This window comes from Mesorhizobium sp. M3A.F.Ca.ET.175.01.1.1 (genome assembly GCF_004791945.1).
GTDB lineage: Bacteria > Pseudomonadota > Alphaproteobacteria > Rhizobiales > Rhizobiaceae > Mesorhizobium.
Map to the genome: position 1 here is coordinate 40708 of NZ_SRTP01000019.1, position 16739 is coordinate 57446.

The following is a 16739-nucleotide window of genomic DNA, read 5'->3' on the forward strand; positions in this document are numbered from 1 at the left end:
TTGAGCCTCAGGCGGGTATTGTCCAGAAAACGCCGGGATCGAGGCTCTTTGCCTTGCCGACCAAGGCTTCGCCGCCGAGGTCGGCCAGGATCGAAAACAGACGCGCCGCGCCGTCCCGTTCGTCGTTGCCGAAGCGATGCGGGATCCCGTCCCGATAGGCATTGCGCAACGCGGCCTGCAGGCGTGGATCGCCGGTCCCAAGCCGCGGCGCCAGGAGCTGCCATTCCTCGTCCGAGGTAGCGAGCAAGGATTTGGCGGCCTTGGTGACGTTGATGAAGTTGGCGAGCGTCTTGGGGTTTGCGCGCGCCCAGCTCTCATTGAAGACGTAGCCCAGCATCGGCAATTCGGCCGGGGCGCCCAGCCCCTGCAGGATCTGCGCAACACTCAGCAGCCGCCGCGCGCCTTTGACCTCCAGCCGGGCCGCGAAGTTCCAGAACGTCAGCACCGCGTCCAGCCGCCCCGCCAGGAATTCCTGCTCCAGCAGCGGCGGCGCGCCGAACACCGGCTGCACGCGCTCGGCCATGTCATGTCCTGTCTGACGAAGGCTGAGCGCTCGCAACAGGATCCAGCTCTTGTCGAGCGGACCTCCAGCAATGCCGAGTCTTTTTCCGTCGAGTTCCGACAGGCCGCGCACGGACGAGCCGGCGGGCAGTTCCAGCGCGCCAACGGCGCGCGAATAGGGAAGGAAAGCAAGATCGGCGCCTTCGCTGCGCTGGCGCGCGGCCCAAACCCAGTCCGTGACGACGACGTCGACACTGCCGGCGAGCAGTGCGGTCTTGCCGGCCTCCGGGCCAGCCAGTTCTCGCGCCTCGATCGTAACGCCGTTCGAGGTATCCAGCCGATGGCGGCGGACCACGTCCAGCTCCCAGGCGGCGGTGCCGAAGCCAAGGACGCCAAAGCGAACAATTGCCGATTGGGCTGCGGCAACCGTGCCGAGCAGGAGCGAGGCAGACAGTCCCGCAAGCAGCGCGCGTCGCGAAACACAAGCGCGAACAGCTTGGGTCGCCGGCTCTTGTTGGACATTCGAGATCAGCACGAGCGCTCCGGACGCGACTGAACGCTCCCAACCTTTTTGGGCCAGGAATGTTCCTGGATTGCTCGCAAAACGGTCAGGTCCGGCAATGGTGACGTCGTGGCGCCGTCGCATGTCTCTTGAGCGTCGAGGCGGGCTCCTTAGCGCTTTGCGCTCTCGCGATCGGCATCGGCCCGCCCCAGGAACGTCTCCGTGACCTTCGGCAGGTTGATCTTGAGCCACTCAGCCATCGCTTCCTCTTCGCGCAGTTTCTGCTCGCAGACGCGAGCGACCTCGGCTCGCCAGCGGTGCGAGCCGCAGCGATGAGAGTGGTGCAGGAAGCGATCTCCATATGTTCGAACGTGTAGCTGGCCAGAGACCCCTTCATCGTCGCCGGCGAATATGCCGCTGATCGACTGCGCCATCGCAGTCAGCTTGCCGCCTGCATCCTTGATCATGGAGGACCCCTCGCCGAGACGGTCGAGGCTGATCTTCAACCGCCTGGTCTGTTCCGTGGTTTCTTCCAGGTGACCGCGAATCTGCTCCTTGAGTTCGGGCCAGCGATCGAGCCGGCTCAGTTGGCCGGACAGCATCGTCTCCGCTTGTCCCTAAGCCATCGGATGATCCATTCGCGCGCTTGCGGCATTGGTCATCTCCTGGATTGGTGCTTGTCCGAACCGCAGACAGTTCGACTTTTCTTGAAGGCGGTTATTGAACAGCGGCTACGTTTTTTGGGGAGGCGGCTCCGAATTGGAAAACCGCTCCCGCACTGCTTCGTCGGCTTTGTCGGCGGCGGACCTGACAACCTCGCTAACCTTGTCCGCCAGCGTGCCTTCGCCCGACGCCTGCCGCCCAGCTTCGTCGCTGGCTGTCCGATAGGCTTCGGCTGCAACCTCCTTTGCCGCGTCGAGGCCTTCTTCGAGCGTGGCTTCGGCGGTGTCGCGAAGCTTTTCGCGGTAGCCGCCCAGTTGCTCGTCTTCGACCGCTGTATGGGGCAGCATCACGCCTATCGCGGTTCCCACCGCGAGACCGACCGCTGCTGCGGCCAACGGCTGGTTCTGGAGCAGTTCCTGCGCCGAGCGACTGGCTCTCGCCGCCATGTCGCTGGTGGCTGAGCCTGCTCCTGCAACAGAACTCGCAACTGATTCCGAGGCACTGCTGGCCATGCCCGAGATCGTGTCGGCTGCTCCGCTGGCAGCAGCGGTGACCGATCCGGCCGCATCAGAAATCATGCCGCCGACGCCGGATCCGGAGGCGCCTTCAGGCTGGCCCGGATTGCGGGGGGCTGCATAGCCGGTGCTTGCAGCCGAGGGGCCGCTGCCCAACATCAGCCAGGCAAGACCCGCGCCGACCACGGCAAGCGGCAAGGGATTGTCGCGCATTTGAGCCTTCAGGTTGCGGAGCATCTGCGAGTCCCCGCCCGCGAACAGCTCGGTAAACTCGTCGAACAGCTGTCCTGGAGTCATCTTGTCGCGAATGGAGTCGGCGGTATCCACCACCCTTGCCCGCGCGGCTTCGGCCTCGCGTTCGAGTTCGGCTGCGGATTTGTCGCTCATCTCGCTTGCTCCTTGATCATGGCGGCGTCGCGTCTCAGTTGTTCCTCGGTGCGGTCGGGCGTCAGTTCGGACGGCGCCATGCTTGCCATGCCGGTCCGCATCAGGATGACACCCAGCCCCGCGACCACCACCCCGACGAGCAGAGAGGACCATCCGGCGCCGAGCCCCAAGCGGGTCAAGGCAATGACCAGCGCTTGCAACAGCACCATCAGCGCGGCGAGCAGGCATATCGCGCCACCCAGCACTTCGACGGCACCGGCTCCAGCCTTGCTGGCCTTCTCTGAGATTTCGGCCCGCAGGAGCCTGGCTTCCGTTCGGACGAGCGTGCTCACCTGCTGGGCCAGATCGCCGATCAGCGTGGCGAGGCTTGGATTGTCCTGAGTGCTCATCTCTTCAGCTCCGCTGCCTTGCTGGGGAAGCCACCGTCGGAGCCCCAGGAGGATGGGGACTTGTCCCGGGGCCGGCCTGGTTCCACACGTGTCTGCGCCGAATTGCCGGGGCCGGTTGCGGCCCGGGTCGAGCCGTCTGCCTCGGGCGGCGAAGCCTTTATGAATCGCCCGAGTGCCAGCCCGGCCAACACCGACCCGGCGATCAGCGTTCCAGGATTTTGCCGACCGAAGGATTGCATGTCCTCAAGCACCTGCCCGAAAGGCTTCTGTTTCAAGGAGGACGAAAGCCCTTCCAATCCGCCGGCGGCTTCGAGCATGAACTTTGATGCCGCGTTTTGGTCATTGTTGGCGAGATGTTCGCTTGCGGCGCGCAAGGCGCCGCCGAACGCCGCCAGGCTCGACCCGATGTCGCGCTGCGTTTCCTCCGCCTTTTCGGACAGGGCGTGCTTGGCTTCCGAGGCATAGTCGCCTGCCCTGCGGGCAGCCTCGTCACGCGCATCGTGAAGCACCTCTGCGGCGCTCTGGGTTTCTTGCTGAAGACGATCGGAAATTTCGCTCTTCGCCCGGGCGAAGTCGGCGGGCTCGCGGCCCTTATCATTGTCACGCTGCATGGTGCCTCCTAGTGAAAGCCGAGGAAAGAGAGCACCGCGAGCACGACGACGACGAGACCGATGAGATAGATGACACTGTTCATGGCGCAGGCTCCTCCATGGCAATCCAACTCCACGCAGGCTGCGATGTTCCCTTCGATGAGCAGCTTTTTAGCGGGCAGCTTTTGGCCGGGGATCGGTGGCCTTGAAGCCTGCAAGCTCCTGATCGTCGCAAAGCAATTTGGGATGTGCGGGATCGGAAATATCGAGCTTGTTCCAGGGTATGCGGTAGAGGCCTTGGCGGCGGCGCAGCGCAAAGAAATCCAGCAACGCAGTGCCTATCATCGAGGCGGACAGACGTTCGAAAGCGGCGAAGATGCCTACGTGGAATTCCGTGACGACGAGATCCTCGCCATCCGCCTCCGCGATGATCTCCTCGAGGCGGCCGATGCTCTTGCCGCTTTGCGAGAGGACGCGGCGACCGGCCAGAAGCTCGAGGTTTACATTCGCCATCCTCAGGCTCCCGGGATTCGACCGACAAGGTGATCGCGCAGCCAGTCCTGCCAGGCGAAGATTCTGGTGCGGCGCACGTCGATGTCGAATTCTATGTCGACGCCGATGTCGCGCACCTTGCGCCAGGCGATGCGGTGCGGGCGAGCGTACCGCTTCCCGCGCAACCTTGCCGTGAGCCGTGCGGCCCATTGCCCTGGTCTCGCGCCAAGCCGACGAGCCAGCGCGATCGATCCAAGTTCGACGGCGACGATCCTCGGCGGTTTGCCTTGCCTCAGTTCGGCGACCAAGCTGTCGACCTTGCCGATCTTGACCTGCTCGCGGTCGACGACCTGTTTATCCAGAATGTCGCGAAGCAGTTGCATCAAGTGCCTCCCAAAATCTGCAGCGGAATGCTCACAACGGCCAGGACGAAGCCGAGCGCGATGATGAAGATCACGGCTGCGTTCGACACGATGCCGTTGCGATGCTTGCCGACATAGCGCTCGTCATTGAGCAGGAAGAGGAATGGGACCACCGTCAGCGGCAGGCTGGCCGCCGTGAGTGCCATCGAGAAGATGGTGAGCTTCAGCGGGTCGAGACCGAGCGCTATCGGGACGGCGGCAAGGAACAGCGTCAGCGTGTAGACCAAGCTGAATCCCGGATCTTCTCGCGGCTTGAGGTTCTCGCCCCAGGTCCAGCCAAAGCCCTGCGCGACGAGATAGGCCTGCTGGAGGCCAACTTCGAGCGCCGCACCAAAGCAGGCTATGCCAAGCGAGGCGACGAAGAGGACGAAGCCCCAGAAGCCGAAGATGGGAATCAGCATCAGCGGGAGCTGGTTGTAGTCGTCCACCCGGTTGACGCCATGTGCGCCGAGCGCAAGCGCAGCCACGATCAGCACGCCGACAGAAATCGTTCCGCCGAAGCTCATGCCGAGACAGGCAATGGCCCGATTGGTGCCGAGATAGCTCTTGTCCCATTGATCCTCGATCGCGCCCGAGGAATAGAACATGAAGAGGTAGGGCGATATCGAAGCGCCGAGAATGCTGACGACCATGAACCAGTAGTTCGGCCCATCATGATGCGGCAGGCTGGGCACGGCGCCGGCGGCAAGCTGTTTCCAATCCGGGTCGAGCATCACCGCCGCGACCACGAAGCAGAGGGTGACCAGACCCAGCATCGAGACCCCCTTCTCGATGAGGCCGAATGTGCCCTTCCACAACAGCAGCCAAGCGACGAAGGCCACCGGCAGCGCCCACCACTGAAAGCCGATCCCTGTGGCAAGCTCGGCGGCAATGGCAACGCCGCCTATCTCCGCCGACAGAACCAGAAAATTGACCAGCAAGACTGCAAGCAGCGGCCAAAGGAAAGCGTTGAAGCCGAAGCGTTCGCGGATACCGTCGGCGATCGTGTGGTGACTGACGGCGGCGAAGCGGCCGGCCATTTCGACGAGAAAGATGATGCAGATGGTTCCCAACAGGATCGCCCACACCAGTTGGAAGCCGAACAAGGCACCGGCCTGCGCAGCCGTCGCCATGGAGCCGACCTCCAGGAAGCCGCCAACGCTGGTGACGATGCCAAGCGAAATTTCAAGGAGCTTCTTCATCGTTGCGGCGCGAAATACGCCGCGTAGGCCTCGCCGAGCCTCGATTGGGCGGCTTGAAGGTCCTGCCGTGCCTGGCCGGCCTGTGCCCGTTCGTCGGCGCCGACCGCGGTTCCGGCCCGGCCCGCGGCCTCCGACAGGCGTCTCATCGCCGCCGTTAGATCGGTTGGCTGGGTAGCATCAGGGGAACTGATCGACCTCACTTGTCGATCGCACTCTCCGAGCGTCTCGGCGAAGGATTGCAAGGCGGCCTTTGCGTAGGGGGACGGCGCCGCGCCCGCAATCCAGGCGTCGGTCACCAGCACAGCGGACTGGGCTGTCGAGGCGGCAAGCTTGGATTGCTCGTCGATGGTTTCGGACGATGAGCAGGATGCGAGTGCCGCCAGCGGCAGGGCAAGACGGATCGCCCGAGCAACGCCACCCCATACCTTGCCCTCGTCGCGACCGCCAGGAACCATCAAGATAAAAGCGGTTGCCACCTGGAAAGTTCCGCCGTCAGGGGGAACGGCGCGAGGGCCAGATTGCAGCCGCTAATCTGGCAGCTTCGAGAGGAGCGCGGCATCCCGCGTGGGGCAGCATTTGCCAATCCTGCCGAAGTCGAAAGTCGGACCCGCTGCCCCGCCAGACCTTGACGAAAATTCCTGCGCCTGTTTGAGAGCGGGGATCAAGACATTTGCTCCAGGGGAGATGAGCAGCGGTGGGCAGGCTGTGAAGCGCGTTCTTCGAATGCTTGCCGCGGTGCTGGTGGCCTGCGGAGTGGCCGGCTGCACCAGCATCTCCTACTACGCGCAGTCGTTGGAGGGTCATGCGCAGATCATGGCCGCGCGAAGGAATGTCGGGAAGTTGATCCATGACCCTTCGACGCCTAAAGCTTTGCGCACCAAGTTGACGTCGGCCAGCGCCATACGACGGTTTGCGACCGATGAACTGGCACTGCCCGAAAACAACAGCTACCGCAGCTATGTCGACATCGGTCGGGACGCTGTGACCTGGGCCGTTTTTGCCGCGCCGCAATTCTCGCTCGCGCCAAGAACATGGTGCTTTCCGGTTTTCGGCTGCGTTCCGTACCGGGGTTACTTTGCTCGCAAATCCGCGGCTGAAAGCGCCCTCGAGCTTCATAGACAGGGGTTGGACGTCTATGTCACGGGCGTCACCGCTTATTCCACACTGGGCTGGTCCAGCGACCCGCTGCTAAGCACCATGCTCCGTCAGGACGACACGTATCTTGCAAGCCTTATCTTTCATGAACTGGCGCATCAGCGCATCTATGTCGATGACGACTCCGCGTTCAACGAGGCGTTCGCTGTTGCCGTTGAAACCACCGGCGTCAGGAAATGGCTCCGCGCAGCCGGCGATCGCGCCGGATTGCGCCGCTACGAAGCCGATCGCAAGCGCAGGGCCGATTTTCTCGGACTGGTGTCGAATGCTCGGGACGAGTTGAGGCAGGTCTATGAAAGTTCCCGTAGCCCGGAGCGGATGGCGGCTGCGAAAGCGGCGACGATCGAAAAGCTGCGGATCCGCTACCGGCACATGCGCGACAAGCAGTGGGCCGGATACCGGGGATACGACGCCTGGTTCGAGGCGCCGATCAACAACGCAAAGCTCGCCGCGACTGCTGTCTACGGCGAACAGGTTCCGGCGTTTCTTCGTTTGTTCGACTTGTGCTCCGGGGACTATCCAAGGTTCTACGCTTCTGTTCGACGGATCGCGGATTTGCACAAGCCTTCCCGTGCTGCAGCGCTCAGGGCTGCAGATACATGTGATTGACATGAACCAGCAAGGATGGGCAGCGGCGCTTTGCTGCCGCTGTCGGTGCGCACATTGAAACCGCCGCCGGGCAGCGGCTCGACAAATCGCGGGTTGATGACCCCACAGTCCTTCTTGTCGTCGCAGCATTCATAGCCGGTGACCGGATCATGGTAACCGGTGTACCAGTTGTGAGCGACGGCGAGCGCGATCAACAGACCTTCATTGTCCGCTCTCACCTGCATATCCCGGCTTCGCAAAATGCTATAGTCGCCCTCGGGACACGTGACGCGAATGCGTGCCACCACCCTGCAGAACGATTATCGACGCCCAAAAGACCGACAACGTGGAGATGCGACGAACCCAGCCAGCGGAGGATTGCACCGTGAGACGTGGATCAAGCGCAGAACATACAGACAGCACTGAATCTCTTGATGATCATCGACCGATAAGTCGCCGGGATGCGCTCAAGGCAGCAGGCCTGGCCGGAGCTGCCGCGCTGTCAACAGGCGCCGTATCGGTCTGCGCCCATGCAGCGGCCGCCGATCCGATGCAAAACCTGGTCGCAGCGGCCAGAGCGGAAGGGCAGCTTGCCGTCATGGGATTGCCGCGCGACTGGTGCGGATACGGCGCCATCATAGATGGTTTCAAGGCCAGATACGGTCTTACGGTCAAAGAACTTCGACCCAGTGCCAGCTCAGCCGATCAGATTGAGGCGATCAAGGCCGGGCGAGCCAAGGCCGACTACCAGATCCCGGATGTAATCGAGGTCGGCGTGTCGTTCGCCTCATCGGCAAAACAGGAAGGCCTGTTGCTGCCGTACAAAGTCTCAAAGTGGGAGACAATCCCGGGAGGCGCCAAAGATGCGCAAGCGCATTGGTATGGCGGCTACTATGGAGCCATCGCCTTCGAGATCAACGCTGACCTCGTCGCCAAGATCCCGCAGGATTGGACGGATCTTGCTGCGCCGGAGTATCGAAACTCGGTTGGACTCGCCGGCAACGTCTCTTCAAATCAAGCAATCCAGAGCATCTTGGCGGCGGGCTTGTCCGGAACAAAGGGCAATGCGGATGAAGCCGCCGCTCAGGGGCTGAAGTTCTTCGCCGATCTCAATGAGAAAGGCAATTTCGTGCCCGTAATCGGGGATCCCAACTCGCTTGTTCAGGGCCGCACGCCGATCCTGATTCGCTGGGATTACCTTGCGCTCGCCGACCGCGACCGCCTTGGCGGGACAGCGAGGATCGAAGTCGTCAGGCCAAGGACCGGCTTCACCGCGGGTCTCTATGTCCAGGCGATCAGCGCCAGTGCTCAGCATCCGAACGCTGCGCGGCTTTGGATGGAATACCTTTACTCAGACGAGGTGCAGCTCGCATGGTTGAAAGGCCAATGTTATCCGATCCGGATCGCAGACCTCGTTCGCAATGGATCGGTCCCAATCGATTGGCGCGGGAGGCTCCAACATCCCGATATCCACGATCCAGACAAGATATTTCCGACGCTCGAGGACCAGGAGAGGGCGAGGGACGTCATAACCAACGGCTGGGACGAGATTGTCGGCGTCAGGGTGCGTTGCCTGCCCGACAAGGGGTACGATGGCCCGGTATCCTGATGCCGGCGACGCCAATCCGCGGCGAAGCCGCAAGCTACGTGCCGATCGGCCAGCCGGCCCAAGGTCGCCGCCAGCGCAGGTAGACGATAGCGGCGCTCCACCCGATCGTGCACCGAATTCCTGCTTACCGCCCGAGAGATCAAAGCGAGCCAGCGCTCAGCCGATGCTCTCTCCACCGTCGACGACCAGCGCCTGGCCAGTCATGAAGGAAGAGCGATCGGAGACGAGGAACAGTATGGCTTCGGCGATCTCCTCAGCGCTTGCCCAGCGCCCCATCGGAATTTTCATCCGCACGTAACGTTCGATAGCGTCGCGCCCGCCCATCTGGGCAATGAACGGCTCATTGAACGGCGTGTCGACCCAGCCGGGGCAAAGCGCGTTGACCCGCACATTATACTTTGCGTAATCGAGCGACATCTGTCTCGTCATCGCCACCACTGCGTGTTTGGAGGTGGCATAAGCGATCATCTCGCGGTCGTAGAAGACGCCCGAATTCGAGGCGGTGTTGAGGATGACGCCGCCGCCCTGCGCGATCATCGCCGGCATGACCGCCTTGGCCGCGAGGAACTGGGCCCGCACATTGATGCGCCACGAGGCATCCATGCCGTCGGTGCTGACTTGGGTCAGCGTGCCGCCGACCTGGATGCCGGCATGGCTGTGCAAGATGTCGATCCGGCCATGCCTGCCGAGCGTTCCCGCGATCAGCTCCTCCACCGCCCTGTCGTCGCCGACATCGGTGCCGACAGCTTCGGCGCGGCCGCCGGCATCGCGAATGCCGGACGCGGTGGCTTCGCCCGCAACGAGGTCCCGGTCGGCGACCACGACGACCGCCCCTTCGCTTGCCATGATTGTGGCGCCGGCGCGTCCGATGCCCGAGCCGGCTCCGGTCACCACGGCGATACGATCTTTGAGAATCATGGATGTGTCTTTCAAGGCGATGGTTTTCGTCGGCCGAGTTGCCATTGCGCGAGCAGGACGAGCAGCACCGACGCGGCTAGCACGATCGTCGCGACGGCGTTGATCTCCGGCGTCACGCCGCGCCGGATGGAAGCAAAGACATAGATCGGCAAGGTCGTCTGCGCGCCAGCCACGAAGAAGGCGACGATGAAGTCGTCGAAAGAGAAGGTGAAGGCGAGCAGGAAGCCCGCTATCACGGCGGGCATGATCTGCGGCAGCACGATGGCGCGGAACGTCGTCAGCGGCGTAGCGTAAAGATCGCTCGACGCCTCGACCAGATTGCGGTCGAGGCTGCTCAGCCGCGTGCCGACGATCATCGTCACGAGCGCCATCGAGAACAGGCCGTGCGCGGCGATGATCGAACCATAGCCGAGAGAAAGCCGCGGCGGCTGGTCGGCCGGCCATAGCGAAGCGAGGAACGGATTGACGACGGCAAAGAGCTGTACCAGAGCGACCAGTGTCGAGATGCCGATCACGACCCCCGGAACGACGATCGCGGCACCCAGCAGCGCCTCGAACAGCGCCCGCGTGCGCGCTCCGACACGCTGCAGCCCGAGCGCCGCGGCGGTGCCACAGAAGGCCGCAAGCAGAGCGCTGGTCGTGGCGATGATCAGGCTGTTCTTCAGCGCCTCGACCAGGAACGGGTTGGACAGCGCCTTGCCGTACCATTGCGTCGAGAAGCCGGTGAACTCGCTGGCGTGATGGCCGGCGTTGAAGGAGAACAGCACGACCAGTGCGATCGGCAGATAGAGGAAGGCGAAAACGGCGACGACGAAGGCTCGCATCAGATCAAGTCCACGGGGCGGGCGCCGGAGAGCCGGGTCGAGATGCGGTTGGCAAGGATCAGCACCACCACCGAGACCAGCACCAGCGTGATGGCGATGGCCGAACCGAACGGCCAGTTGCGCGACTGCAGGAAGAGGTCGACCAGGGCGTTGCCGATGAAGAACACCTTGCCGCCGCCGAGCAGGGTCGGGATCAGATATTCACCGAGCAGCAGGATCATCACCAGCGAGAAGCCGGTCATCACGCCCGGAAGCGACAGCCTCAGCGTCACGCCGATGAATGTCGACAAGGGCGTCGCGCCGAGATCGGCGGACGCCTCCAGCAGCCGACGATCCAGCCGCTCCAGACTGACATAGATCGGCAGGATCATCAGCGGCAGGTAGCCGTAGACGATCCCGAGCAGCACTGCCCCCGGCGTGTTGATCAGCCGCAGATCCTCGATCCCGACATAAGCAAGCAGGGCCGGAATGCCGCGCCCGCCAAGGATGTACAGCCAGGCATAGGTGCGCATCAAAAGGCTGGTCCAGAACGGGATGACGATCAGGGCGAGCAGGATCAGCCGCCAGCGCTGCGGCGCGCGCAGCGCAAGATAATAGGCGACGGGGTAGGCGACGAGCAGGCAGCCCAGCGCACCGACCGGCGCCAGCACCATCGTGTTCCAGAACGCGTTCGCCCGCGCCGGCAGATTTGCATATTGCGCGAATGTGAGCGCGGCCTGGTAGCCGCCTTCCGGCGCCCGCTCGCCGACACTGAAGATGGCGATGGCAATGAAGGGCAGCACCAGGAAGACAATCAGCCACAGCGCTGCTGGAGCAAGCAGCAGCGCCGTCACCAGATTTTTGCGAAAACGAGTACCGCGCATCGAGAAAGCCGTTTCGGCACCGGCGGACGAACATCCGCCGGTCAATTTGTCTGGATCGGACTTGACGCCGGTCCGGCTCAAGCCGACTTGAAGCGCGCCATCAGCTCGGCGCGGCCCGGATCGGTCAGTGTCGCCGCGGCGCCGAACTCGAGCGGCTTCAGAAGATCGGCGGCCGGATAGAGGATCGGATTGTCGAGCACCTCCTTCGGCAGCAGCGCATTGACCCGCGCGTCGATCGAGGGGGCACCATTGGCCAGATGCTCCTTCACAGCGATCTTCGGGTTCATCAGGTAGTTGAGCAGCGCGTATCCGGCGGGCTTGTTGGGCGCATCCTTCGGGATGGCGTAGAAGTCGGTCCAGATCTCGCCGCCTTCCTTGCCGAGCACATAGGCAATCTCGGCAATGTCGCGATGGAGCTGCGCGCCGTCATTGGTCCAGCACATCGTCATCCAGGCGTCGCCGGAGCGCATCGACGGCTGGTAGTCGCTCGACACCGCGAACAGATGCGGTTTGACCTTGAGCAGCAATTCCTCTGCCTTGGCGAGCTCGTCCTGCTTCAGCGAGTTGAAGGAATAGCCATAGTATTTCAGCGCATTGCCGATGGTGGTCAGCTGGTAGTCATGCACCATGCTGCGGCCGTCGCCTTCGGCCATGGCGGTGTCCCAGAACTCCTTCCAGCTCGACATCGGCTTGGCGAGCTTCTTGGTGTTGACGGCAAAGCCGGTCGTGCCCCAGTTCTTCGGCACGGCGTAGATCGTGCCATCGATCGTGCCTTCGGCCGTGAAGCGCGCATCTTCCTGCGAACCGTCGAAATTGCCTAGCTTGGCCATATCCAGCGCTTCGATGATGCCGAGCTTCTTGTAGGTCGAAATGGTGTAGTTGGTCGGCACGAAAAGGCTCCAGCCCGAACCGCCGGCCTGCAGCTTGGCCAGCATTTCCTCGTTCGATCCGAAGACGTTGACCTCGACGGCGACGCCGGTCTCAGCCTTGAAGCTCTCGAACGTCGCCGGATCGTGGTAGTTCGGCCAGGTGGCGATCGACATGCGATCGCCAAGGCTCTCGGCAGCAAAGGCGGGCGCCGGCATGATGCCGAGCTCGCGCGCCATTACCGCCGTGGCGACGCCAAGGCCGGTAAGGCCCAGGAAGTCGCGCCGGCTGATCGAGCCGCGTTTCAGGCGCATCAATTGGTCGACGAATTTTTCAGGGCTTATCGGCAGTCCGTCACGATACGATTTCGACATGTTGGTCTTCCCTCTGGTTGGTCCCGTTGTTCTTGGGCTGCGAAAACGCCAGCGGCGCTCCGGCGGCAAAGCCGATGGCGACGGGTTCGCCCGGCTTGAAGAGATTGCCCCCGCCCATCACATGATCGGCCTTGGCGAGCAGCGACCCGATGCCGGGCACCTCGATCGCGTATTCGGCGGTCGAGCCGAGGAATATGCGGTTGCGGACGACGCCTTGCAGGCTGCCCCTGCCGGGTGCTGAAAGGCTCAGCGATTCCGGCCGCAGGCTGACGGAAACGGCCTCGCCACGGCTGAGCGGCACCCGCTTGCGCGCCGCAATCACCGTGCCGTCGTCGAGCGCGACATCGACGAGGTCGCCGCAGAGCCCCGTCACCTTGCCCCTGAGCAGATTGGTCTTGCCAACGAAATCCGCAACGAACAGATCGGCCGGCTCGTCATAGATCTCGCTCGGCTGGCCCAGTTGCACCACAAGGCCGCCATTCATGACGCAAACCAAGTCGCTCATCGACAGCGCTTCCTCCTGGTCGTGGGTGACCAGAACGAAGGTGATGCCGATCTCGCGCTGCAGGTTCTGCAGCTCGATCTGCATGTCGGTGCGCAGCTTCTTGTCGAGCGCCGCCAGCGGCTCGTCGAGAAGAAGCACCGCCGGCTTGTTGACCAGCGCCCGGGCGAGCGCGACGCGCTGCTGCTGGCCGCCGGAAAGCTCGTGAATCTTGCGGCGCCCGTAACCGGATAGCTGCACCATGGCCAACGCCTCGCCCGCCTTCCGGGCGATGTCGCGGGAGGACAGCCGCGGCCTCGCCTGACGCAGCCCGTAGGAGATGTTCTCCTCGACATCGAGATGCGGGAACAGCGCGTATTGCTGGAACACCATGTTGACCGGGCGCCGATAGGGCGGCGTTCCAGCCATGTCGCGGCCGCGGATCAGCACCTGGCCCTCGCTCGGCTGCTCGAAGCCGCCGATCATGCGCAGACAAGTCGTCTTGCCGCAGCCGGAGGGTCCGAGCAGCGCCACGAAGGCGGAAGGCGGGATGGCAAGGTCGATACCGCTCACCGCGGTGACGGCGCCGTAGCGCTTGGTGACCGCGCGGAACTCGATATCGGGCACTGCAGTCAAGCCACGGGCTCCAGCGACAGCGTGAGGCAATGTCACGACGCTAGCAGAGCCAATACTGGCTAGTATATACCTCCCAGGTGGTATATTTAGCCGATTTTATCGTTTAGAGGGGTATGGATTGGCCACCTCCCGCAGTGACGACTACAATGCGCTCGCCGCCGTGATCGCCGCGGCGCGCGAGACCGGCGGCGACCATTTCGGCAAGGCGATCGTCGGCTGGCTACGCGGTCATGTCCGCTTCGACCACTGCGTGATCTTCGGCTATCGGGGTGCCGCGCGGCCGCCGCTGCTGTTCGAGACCTTCTCGCCGGCCGAAAGCCATGTCTTCGTCGCGCTCTATCAGGAAGGGCCCTATCTGCTCGACCCCTTCCATCACGCCGCGGTCGAGCGCAAGGAGGGTTTCTGGCGCATGCGCGAGTTGGCACCGGACCGCTTCTATGCCAGCGAATACTACCGTTCCTATTACAGCCAGACCCGGCTCGCCGAGGAGGTCGGCTTCTTCGTTCCGCTGGCCGGCAATGATGCGCTGGTGCTGTCGCTGATGCGCCAGCGCGCCTCGGGGCCGTTCGGCACCGCCGACGCCAGGCGGCTGCGCGACATGGCGCCGGCGGTGATTGGTTTCTGCAGGCTGCGCTGGCCGGCCCTGCCTGCTGACGAGATCGCGATCCCATCGCCGGGCGAGATCGTTGCGCCAGCCAGCGAACTCGATCGCGCACATATCTGGAAAAGCCTGTCGCTGACCTCGCGGGAAAAGCAGGTCGTTGACCTGGTGCTTCAGGGCCACTCGACTGAATCGATCGCCAGGGCGCTCAGGATCGTGCCCGGGACCGTCAAGGTCCACCGCCGCAACATCTACCGCAAGCTCAAGATCAAGTCCCAGGCCGGCCTCTTCGGTCGCTTCGTCGAGATCATCGACGCGCGCATCGGCTGACCAGGGCTTATGGCAATGTGGGACGTGCCGATCGGTCAGCTTGCTGGCGAACTGGCCGCGCCACATGCGATTGCCATGCCGCAACACCTCGAGCCGGACCCGATGTGGTCGGCATACGGTACGGTGAGACCATGCCGGGCGCGCGCGCAGACAAAGGCCGCCGATCTCAATGGTTCCTCCAATCACACTTCCTGGTTCCGACAGACCCAGTGAAATCACGCACAAGAGGTGACGAATGCCCGCGGCATGGCTAAACCCATGCAAAGCCTGGGATGGCAGGCTTTACTCCCACTCGATTGTGCCGGGCGGCTTTGAGGTGACGTCGTAGACGACGCGGTTGATGCCCCTCACTTCGTTGATGATGCGGGTGGCGGCGGCGCCGAGGAAGTTCATGTCGTAGTGATAGAAGTCGGCCGTCATGCCGTCGACGGAGGTGACGGCGCGCAGCGCGCAGACGAACTCGTAGGTGCGGCCGTCGCCCATGACGCCGACGGTCTGCACCGGCAAGAGCACGGCGAACGCCTGCCAGATGGCATCGTAAAGGCCGGCCTTGCGGATCTCGTCGAGATAGATGGCGTCGGCCTCGCGCAGGATCTCCAGCTTCTCGCGGGTGATGCCGCCCGGACAGCGGATGGCAAGGCCGGGACCCGGGAAGGGATGGCGGCCGATGAAGCTCTCCGGCAGGCCGAGTTCCTTGCCCAGCGCCCTGACCTCGTCCTTGAACAGCTCGCGCAGCGGCTCGACCAGCTTCATGTTCATGCGCTCGGGCAGGCCGCCGACATTGTGGTGCGACTTGATCGTCACCGACGGGCCGCCGGAGAAGGAGACGCTCTCGATGACGTCGGGGTAGAGCGTGCCCTGAGCCAGGAAGTCGGCGCCGCCGAGCTTCTTGGCCTCTTCCTCGAAGACCTCGATGAACAGGCGGCCGATCGTCTTGCGCTTCTTCTCGGGATCGGACTCGCCTTCTAGCGCCGAGATGAAACGATCGGAAGCGTCGACTAGAATCAGCGGCAGATTGTAGTGCTGGCGGAACATCTCCACCACGCTCTGCGCCTCGTCCTTGCGCATCAGGCCGTGATCGACAAGGATGCAGGTCAGCTGTTCGCCGACGGCCTCGTGGATCAGGAGCGCCGCAACGGAGGAATCGACTCCGCCTGACAGCGCGCAGATCACTTTACCCTTGCCGACCTGCTTGCGGATCGCCTCGACGGCGTGCTCGCGATAGGCGCGCATCGTCCAGTCGCCCTCGATGCCGGCGATGTTGTGGACGAAGTTCCTCAGGAGCCTGGCGCCATCCGGCGTATGCACCACCTCGGGGTGGAACATGATGCCGTACATCCGGCGCTCGACATTGCCGAAAATGGCGAAGGGCGAGCTTTCCGACTTGCCGAATACCTCGAAGCCCGGCGGCAGTTCGATCACGCGGTCTCCGTGGCTCATCCAAACCTGATGGCGCTGGCCTGGTGCCCACAGCCCCTCGAACAGCGGGCTCTCCTTCTCGATGTGGACGAAGGCGCGGCCGAATTCACGGTGGTTGGAGCTCTCGGCGACGCCGCCCATCTGCACGCAGAGCGCCATCTGGCCGTAGCAGATGCCGAGCACCGGAACACCGGCGTCGAAGACGATCTGCGGCGCGCGCGGGCTGCCGATGTCGCCGGTCGACGCTGGGCCGCCGGACAGGATCACCGCTTTCGGCTTCATGCGCTTGAAAGCAGCTTCCGCCGACTGGAACGGCACGATCTCGGAAAAGACGCCGGCCTCGCGGATGCGGCGGGCGATAAGCTGGGTGAACTGGCTGCCGAAATCGACAATCAGTACGGAGTCGGGATGATTGGCTGTCGTCATGGCGAG

18 protein-coding genes and 1 pseudogene are annotated in these 16739 nt (G+C 63.4%); 3 read left to right on the forward strand and 16 right to left on the reverse strand.

All coding sequences use genetic code 11. From position 1 onward, the window contains the following. Positions 1-7: 7 nt before the first annotated feature. The 10 genes and pseudogenes from EN818_RS28430 to EN818_RS28475 form a co-directional block, all read right to left on the reverse strand. On the reverse strand, positions 8-1036 hold the full coding sequence (locus EN818_RS28430) for an ABC transporter substrate-binding protein (protein WP_135906085.1): 1029 nt from the start codon (positions 1034-1036) through the stop codon (positions 8-10). 73 nt (positions 1037-1109) lie between these two features. Then, positions 1110-1364: a hypothetical protein gene (locus EN818_RS33890; RefSeq protein WP_245518913.1), complete on the reverse strand. Its 255-nt coding sequence runs from the start codon at positions 1362-1364 to the stop codon at positions 1110-1112. Next, positions 1276-1605: pseudogene (locus tag EN818_RS28435) on the reverse strand (DUF892 family protein); the annotation flags it as partial. The gene EN818_RS33890 and the pseudogene EN818_RS28435, both read right to left, overlap by 89 nt. Before the next feature lie 129 nt (positions 1606-1734). Continuing rightward, complete coding sequence (locus tag EN818_RS28440) at positions 1735-2511, reverse strand: hypothetical protein (RefSeq protein ID WP_245518909.1); 777 nt, start codon at positions 2509-2511, stop codon at positions 1735-1737. A 53-nt stretch (positions 2512-2564) separates the two neighbouring features. Beyond that, positions 2565-2957: a phage holin family protein gene (locus EN818_RS28445; protein WP_095807959.1), complete on the reverse strand. Its 393-nt coding sequence runs from the start codon at positions 2955-2957 to the stop codon at positions 2565-2567. Beyond that, entirely contained in the window at positions 2954-3568 is a 615-nt protein-coding gene (locus tag EN818_RS28450; RefSeq protein ID WP_245518910.1) for a hypothetical protein, read from the reverse strand. Before EN818_RS28450 ends, EN818_RS28445 begins: the two co-directional genes overlap by 4 nt. 150 nt (positions 3569-3718) lie before the next feature. Then, positions 3719-4060, reverse strand: coding sequence for a hypothetical protein (locus EN818_RS28460; protein WP_135906087.1), 342 nt, complete (start codon positions 4058-4060; stop codon positions 3719-3721). A gap of 2 nt (positions 4061-4062) precedes the next feature. After that, positions 4063-4422, reverse strand: a complete 360-nt coding sequence (locus EN818_RS28465; protein ID WP_129553250.1) for a hypothetical protein — start codon at positions 4420-4422, stop codon at positions 4063-4065. Next, positions 4422-5642: an Nramp family divalent metal transporter gene (locus tag EN818_RS28470; protein WP_129553251.1), complete on the reverse strand. Its 1221-nt coding sequence runs from the start codon at positions 5640-5642 to the stop codon at positions 4422-4424. The genes EN818_RS28465 and EN818_RS28470 overlap by 1 nt, the downstream gene beginning before the upstream one ends. Then, the gene (locus tag EN818_RS28475; protein WP_135906088.1) at positions 5639-6118 is read right to left on the reverse strand and encodes a hypothetical protein; all 480 of its coding nucleotides are present in this window, start codon (positions 6116-6118) and stop codon (positions 5639-5641) included. The genes EN818_RS28470 and EN818_RS28475 overlap by 4 nt, the downstream gene beginning before the upstream one ends. Before the next feature lie 247 nt (positions 6119-6365). Here EN818_RS28475 and EN818_RS28480 point away from each other — a divergent pair, with 247 nt between their 5' ends. Both EN818_RS28480 and EN818_RS28485 read left to right on the forward strand, forming a co-directional pair. Continuing rightward, a complete protein-coding gene (locus EN818_RS28480) occupies positions 6366-7406 on the forward strand; it encodes an aminopeptidase (RefSeq protein ID WP_135906089.1) in 1041 nt (346 codons plus the stop codon). A gap of 331 nt (positions 7407-7737) precedes the next feature. Next, complete coding sequence (locus EN818_RS28485; protein WP_135906090.1) at positions 7738-8994, forward strand: ABC transporter substrate-binding protein; 1257 nt, start codon at positions 7738-7740, stop codon at positions 8992-8994. 156 nt (positions 8995-9150) lie between these two features. Here the strand turns inward: EN818_RS28485 and EN818_RS28490 are convergent, their stop codons facing one another. From EN818_RS28490 to EN818_RS28510, 5 genes are all read right to left on the reverse strand, one after another. Further along, positions 9151-9912, reverse strand: a complete 762-nt coding sequence (locus EN818_RS28490) for a glucose 1-dehydrogenase (RefSeq protein ID WP_135906091.1) — start codon at positions 9910-9912, stop codon at positions 9151-9153. 11 nt (positions 9913-9923) lie between these two features. After that, complete coding sequence (locus EN818_RS28495; protein ID WP_129553256.1) at positions 9924-10736, reverse strand: ABC transporter permease; 813 nt, start codon at positions 10734-10736, stop codon at positions 9924-9926. Continuing rightward, positions 10736-11599, reverse strand: coding sequence for an ABC transporter permease (locus EN818_RS28500; RefSeq protein WP_135906092.1), 864 nt, complete (start codon positions 11597-11599; stop codon positions 10736-10738). Before EN818_RS28500 ends, EN818_RS28495 begins: the two co-directional genes overlap by 1 nt. A 77-nt stretch (positions 11600-11676) precedes the next feature. Next, a complete protein-coding gene (locus tag EN818_RS28505; RefSeq protein ID WP_135906093.1) occupies positions 11677-12840 on the reverse strand; it encodes a spermidine/putrescine ABC transporter substrate-binding protein in 1164 nt (387 codons plus the stop codon). Then, positions 12821-13957, reverse strand: coding sequence for an ABC transporter ATP-binding protein (locus tag EN818_RS28510; protein WP_135906094.1), 1137 nt, complete (start codon positions 13955-13957; stop codon positions 12821-12823). The genes EN818_RS28505 and EN818_RS28510 overlap by 20 nt, the downstream gene beginning before the upstream one ends. 118 nt (positions 13958-14075) lie before the next feature. Here EN818_RS28510 and EN818_RS28515 point away from each other — a divergent pair, with 118 nt between their 5' ends. After that, the gene (locus tag EN818_RS28515) at positions 14076-14888 is read left to right on the forward strand and encodes a LuxR C-terminal-related transcriptional regulator (protein WP_135906095.1); all 813 of its coding nucleotides are present in this window, start codon (positions 14076-14078) and stop codon (positions 14886-14888) included. Between the two features lie 282 nt (positions 14889-15170). Here EN818_RS28515 and guaA read toward each other — a convergent pair whose 3' ends face one another. Then, positions 15171-16733 carry a glutamine-hydrolyzing GMP synthase gene (guaA, locus tag EN818_RS28520; protein WP_135906096.1) on the reverse strand — a complete coding sequence of 521 codons (1563 nt, stop codon included), beginning with the start codon at positions 16731-16733 and terminating at the stop codon, positions 15171-15173. Positions 16734-16739 lie beyond the last annotated feature (6 nt).

What these genes read in the sequence shown, in the direction of transcription:
- EN818_RS28505 (WP_135906093.1), bottom strand. Translation starts at nt 12,840, where the DNA reads ATGTCGAAATCGTATCGTGACGGACTGCCGATAAGCCCTGAAAAATTC.
- EN818_RS28470 (WP_129553251.1), bottom strand. Translation starts at nt 5,642, where the DNA reads ATGAAGAAGCTCCTTGAAATTTCGCTTGGCATCGTCACCAGCGTTGGC.
- EN818_RS28460 (WP_135906087.1), bottom strand. Translation starts at nt 4,060, where the DNA reads ATGGCGAATGTAAACCTCGAGCTTCTGGCCGGTCGCCGCGTCCTCTCG.
- EN818_RS28490 (WP_135906091.1), bottom strand. Translation starts at nt 9,912, where the DNA reads ATGATTCTCAAAGATCGTATCGCCGTGGTGACCGGAGCCGGCTCGGGC.
- EN818_RS28485 (WP_135906090.1), top strand. Translation starts at nt 7,738, where the DNA reads ATGCGACGAACCCAGCCAGCGGAGGATTGCACCGTGAGACGTGGATCA.
- EN818_RS28480 (WP_135906089.1), top strand. Translation starts at nt 6,366, where the DNA reads ATGCTTGCCGCGGTGCTGGTGGCCTGCGGAGTGGCCGGCTGCACCAGC.
- EN818_RS33890 (WP_245518913.1), bottom strand. Translation starts at nt 1,364, where the DNA reads ATGGAGATCGCTTCCTGCACCACTCTCATCGCTGCGGCTCGCACCGCT.
- EN818_RS28445 (WP_095807959.1), bottom strand. Translation starts at nt 2,957, where the DNA reads ATGAGCACTCAGGACAATCCAAGCCTCGCCACGCTGATCGGCGATCTG.
- EN818_RS28500 (WP_135906092.1), bottom strand. Translation starts at nt 11,599, where the DNA reads ATGCGCGGTACTCGTTTTCGCAAAAATCTGGTGACGGCGCTGCTGCTT.
- EN818_RS28465 (WP_129553250.1), bottom strand. Translation starts at nt 4,422, where the DNA reads ATGCAACTGCTTCGCGACATTCTGGATAAACAGGTCGTCGACCGCGAG.
- EN818_RS28450 (WP_245518910.1), bottom strand. Translation starts at nt 3,568, where the DNA reads ATGCAGCGTGACAATGATAAGGGCCGCGAGCCCGCCGACTTCGCCCGG.
- guaA (WP_135906096.1), bottom strand. Translation starts at nt 16,733, where the DNA reads ATGACGACAGCCAATCATCCCGACTCCGTACTGATTGTCGATTTCGGC.
- EN818_RS28495 (WP_129553256.1), bottom strand. Translation starts at nt 10,736, where the DNA reads ATGCGAGCCTTCGTCGTCGCCGTTTTCGCCTTCCTCTATCTGCCGATC.